The sequence below is a fragment of the Campylobacter sp. 2018MI13 genome, from assembly GCF_018501135.1.
In the GTDB taxonomy this organism is placed as follows: domain Bacteria; phylum Campylobacterota; class Campylobacteria; order Campylobacterales; family Campylobacteraceae; genus Campylobacter_E.
In genome coordinates this window covers 1-5,323 of the sequence record NZ_JAHCZC010000099.1, presented here as the reverse complement: position 1 = coordinate 5,323, position 5,323 = coordinate 1, and the positions used below count along the sequence as shown (strand labels likewise).

The window sequence follows — 5,323 nt, the reverse complement described above, 5'->3', positions numbered from 1 at the left end:
TATAAACTCTATCAGCTTAGAATACATTTATCGCTCCAAATATAAAACAACTTTTATGGTTTAGTATAGCAAATAAGTTTATTTAAATTCTTTTAAACAATAAGGTTAATTGATGGTATAAAATATTTTGGAATTTAAATTAGGATTTTAATAAATTTAAAAATGTTTTATTGTAAAAATAGTTGGAATTAAAAGTTATTATTTTTTGCTTTTATATTTTATATAACAATAAAATAAAATAGTAGATATAAAAGCCATAGCAAGACTTAATATGCTATTTTTTATAGGAAGTGATGCGATATTGTCTATATTAAATTTCTTTAGTATTTTTAGTTAAAACATATTTATCAATAATTAATATGTGAAATACATGCATAAAATAACCATACAAAAATATTAAGATAAAAAAACATATAAGTTCGTTAGCTATAACACAATAAAACACATATATCAAAATAGCACTAAAAATAAGAGCAAAAACATTGCAAATAAAAATCAAAATTCCTAAAATATCTCTTGTTTGGTGTTTGTAAATAGCTTCACAATAATTGCATTTCATTATATATCCTAAATCTTCATCAAAAACATGTGTTTTAGGTAAAGGAATTTTATTTTTACAAACTTCACATTTTTTATAAAAAAACATTTAAATGCCTTAACTTGCTAATTAATTTTTTATAATATAAAGTTTTAGTAAAAAATCCATAAAATTTAAAAATAATTATTAATTTAATTTCAAATTCCTAATCCAAATTCTTAAAGAATTTGGATTTAGTTTATAAATATACTTGAATATTATTGTTTTTATCATCTGTATATGTAATAAATCCAGATGAATTAGGCGAGTAAGCATTCGTATCTTGTATTAGTCTTTCTGTGTTTTTTAAATAAGATGATAAATCAGGTTTAATCACTTTATTTACCAAATCCTCATAGCTTGGTAATTCTTTTGCGGCTGTATTTATAAACTCATCATAGCATAAAGTTTTATCACTAAAAACAAATTTTTCAATCTTATTAAATCCTATCCCAAAATTACCTAATATAGTAACACTATCTTTATTATTGTTATATTTGATGATTAGATTATCTACATCTTTTTTAAGCACAACTTCACTAAAGCTAATATCATTAAATTTAATAGTATCATATCCTAAGGCATCTTTTATATAATCATTTCCATCATTTCTATTAAAGATATATGTATCATTTCCAGCACCGCCGTCTAAATAATCATCTCCTTTACCACCAATTAAAGTATCATTACCAAATAAGCCATATATTTTATCGCTATATTCACTTCCAATTAAAGTATCATTGCCCCAAGTAGGAGTTAATACCATTTGTCTTAAATCATTAGCACTTAAAGTCTTATCTTGTAATACTAAAGCAGATATATCATAATCTTTTTTGAAAAAATCTACAACTTTTATAGATGAACTTTCATCAACCACTTTTCTAAACCAACCAGCACTTTTTAGCTTGTTTATTATTAAATCATCATTATTTCTAGTAATTTTTACAAATGATGAGCTAACATCTAGGATTATTTCATCATAAGCATTATCGTTTCTAAGATTAATTATTGTATCTTTCCCCCAAACTCCTTTATAAATATACTTATCATTCCCCATACCGCCTTGCAAGATATCATCTCCTGCTCCGCCTATAATGATATCATCACCATCTCCTGCATAAATATCATCATTACCATTACCACCATTTATAATGTCTGCTCCTGCTCCACTTCTTATGATGTCATCTCCATCCCCACCATCAATAATATCATCTCCATTATGTGTGATTATGGTATCGTTGCCATCTAGCATAGTTATTACATAATCTTTATTTGTAAAAAACATTGTAAAGTTATCATCACCATTTGTAGGTGTATAAATTCTATTAATTATCTCATCCTTATTTATGCTTGTATTATTAGCGAATTTGATTTCATCAATAGTATTTCTTAAATCTTCATATGCAAAAAAGTCTTTAACTCTAATGCTATTATTATCATCTTTAATCAGCATTAAATCATCATAATTTCTTACATATTTTAAATTATTGGCATTTATGCTTGCATCGTTAAATTTAATACAATCTATATCATTTAGATTTGATTTGTAGTTTATGATAGTATCGTGCCCGAAATCTTTATCAAAAACATAAGTATCATTGCCATTACCACCTACTAAAGTATCATCACCAATTCCACCGATTAAGGTATCATCGCCATCAAGTCCATATAAAGTATCTTTACCATTTAATAAATTTGTCCCTACTAATGTATCATTACCACTTGTTCCTGTTTGAGTTGATAGTGCATTTATAGTATCTTCATCTAAAAGTTTTAAATAATCACTTAAAGTATAATTATTCATTGTTTTTATAAAATCACCTAGTAATATTACACAATCATTTAAAGAATTTATATCTTTAAAGCTTGTTATAAACTCAGCTAAATCAACGAAAGCTTTTTTAGGATTTGTTTCATTAATAGCCTTAAATTTTTCTATACTTTTAGAAAAATCTAATTTAAGCTCATACGAGCCATTGTTTTCGTAGCTAGTAATGTTTATTTCATTATAGTATTCTTTTAATCTTGTTTGAAATAACAATCCCTTATAAACATAAGTTCTTAAACTATCATAAGTATTATTAAAGCTATTTCTAAGCTCGTTAAACTCATTTAAACTAGCTATATAAAAATCTTGATTATTAACGCCTAAAAATGAATTAATAATTGATATTTTTTGCTTAAGCTCATTAAACTCATTTTTTAAACTTTCGCTAATAGTAAAATTAGCATATTCTCTAGCTTGTGATGGCGTAAGCCATAAATCCCTTATGCTATCAGTATTGCTAGGATTATTGCTATCAAATTCTTTAGTTTTAGATAGGTTAAAGTCTTTGTTTAAAGCTTTATTAGTATTAGCCCAAGCATAAATTAGACTATCAAGCTTATTTAATTGCTCTTCTTTGCTGTTTGTAGATGAATAATCTTTAAGCAATGCTTTTAATTTAGTATCTAAACAAGCAGCATCCCTTAAATCTCTTAATACTCCATAGCCTTTAAGATTTGCTAGATTTAATTCTTCTTCTGAATATTTTATCTTGTCTTTAAATACTCTTTCTATACTACTAACGCTAAAATTAATATCAGCTAATAAGCTTTCTTTATCATCCTTGATAAAGGTAGCTGTTTGAGTGATGGTGTTATCATTATCAAGCTTTTGATTTGTATCTTTATAGTTTAGATTTATGCTAGTTATGTTTAAATCTTTTAAAGACTTTAGTTCGTTTATTTGCGTTATGCCATCTTCGTTTAAGTCTTGCCAAATTTTAAGATTGTTAAACTCTTTATCATTTATATCAATTACTCCGTCTTTATTACTATCTAAAAGCTTTAAGGCTTCAAAGCCGTTTAGAGCAAATGTGGTTTGAGTAGGATTTAAGGTTTGATTATTGTTAGTATCTAAAGCTTTAAAATCACTACTTGGAATTTCAGTAAAGTTTCCGAATAATTCATTGCCATTATCTATTAGATTATTATTGTTTTTATCTAATACTAATAATCCATCATCTTTACTAATCCAAGATGATTTATAAGCTATATTGTCATTGTTGTGGTCAAAAAATGCCTTAGAATTATTAAGAGTAATTGTATCTATTGCGCCGTTGTTGTTTAGGTCTAGGACTAGCGGGTCGTATTTTATAACTTTAGCCATTGGATTATAGAAAATGTTTAAAGTTTTATTTTTATATAAACTATTTTTAAAATCATCACTATAATCTCCTTTAAATGTATCTTTAAAGGTTCTTGATACAAAATCTTTATAATCAAATATTTTTGCTAAATCTCCGTTTGCTTCAACCAATACTTTATCTTCTAAAAATTTAACTCTTCCTTGTTCTATTAAATTTGGATTTAGTTTGATTAAAGATTTAACACTCATTTTGTTTGCTTTTGCAATATCTATGATTGTATCGCCTTGTTTTACTACATATTTTTTATTATCTCCTAATAAAATCTCTTCTCCTACTAATATCTTAATATTAGTTAGCACAAACGATTTACTAGGTATATAATCTATAATATCTTTTAAAGTATCATTATCTAATTGTTTTATATCATATTTAACATTATTGATACTAGCCTTATTTACTCCACTAAATAGTGCTAAATCAAATAAATCTTCATCAGATAAATTAGAATTATTATCAGTGCTTATTGTGATAAAATCTTTATTTTCAATAATTTGAATTATACTTGAATCAGATATGCTTATAGATTTAATATTTTGCATGTCTAACTTTTCAACTATATTAGATAAATCAGACTTTGTTTTTAAAAAAGGCGTTGTATATACAAAATCACAATCATCTAATATTTTTATTTTTATCAAACCAAACATATAGTATTTTATTTTTGCATGTTTTTCATATTTTTGATCTTTAATAGTTTCATATTCATTAAAATTAATATTATAGGTTTTTTTGTAATTATCAAATTTTAGTTCTGTCTCTACGGTATATGGATACAATAAGTTTAAAATAAAATTGATAGCCTTGGTACCTTCACCACCTTTATAATCAAAATTATCATTTGCTATACTTATATTAAAATTTTTAATTTCTTTAGGTTTTAAATTTTCATCAAGGACGTAAATTGCTTCCCCATCATTTTTTATACCCATCGTGTTAAAGATAAAAACATCTTTGGCAAAATCAATACTATTAACTCCTTTAGATGATAATTGCATTGATGTCGTTGCATCTTGTATGTCTTTAACTATTGTAAAAAGCTTTTTATTATCACCATAAAATAATTCTGCAAATTGCTTTTGATTTAAATAATAATTTTTCCCATCAAATTCAACATCTTTAAGCAAATCTTTATTAAGTTCTTTACCTGTACTTGTTTTACCCGAAAAAAACACATGAACCATTTTAAAATCAACTGGGCTAATTTTGTTACCATATTTTTCAAAAAACTGCCTACTATCTACTTTAAAATAGTCCAACTCATAATTAAAAAATTTTTTTACACCATTTAAATTAGCAGTTTTTGCAACTATACATGCACTTAAATCATCATATAAATCCAATTTTATTTCAGCCATTTTCTCTCCTTAATTGTATTTTATTTTATATGTTGGGATTACATAACCACACCCATCTATATAATATTCTCTTTCTTCTTTTTCCTTAGTATATGAGTTATATAACATTACTTGCATTTCATCTCCATCTATAAATTGAAATGAATTTTTATCAAAAAATCTTTTTTCAAAAAATACTAGATTATTGTTAAATTCATTAA

The 5,323-nt window shown here is 24.9% G+C and carries 3 protein-coding genes; all 3 read right to left on the bottom strand.

Annotation, left to right across the window (positions count from 1 at the left end; all coding sequences use genetic code 11):
* Window positions 1–310: 310 nt before the first annotated feature.
* Window positions 311–646 carry a hypothetical protein gene (locus tag KJQ99_RS08610; RefSeq protein WP_214150551.1) on the bottom strand — a complete coding sequence of 112 codons (336 nt, stop codon included), beginning with the start codon at window positions 644–646 and terminating at the stop codon, window positions 311–313.
* Between the two features lie 130 nt (window positions 647–776).
* Window positions 777–5,123, bottom strand: coding sequence for an SPM autocatalytic domain-containing protein (locus KJQ99_RS08605; protein WP_214150550.1), 4,347 nt, complete (start codon window positions 5,121–5,123; stop codon window positions 777–779).
* Between the two features lie 9 nt (window positions 5,124–5,132).
* Window positions 5,133–5,323: hypothetical protein (locus KJQ99_RS08600; RefSeq protein ID WP_214150549.1), on the bottom strand; the 191-nt coding region annotated here is incomplete at its 5' end.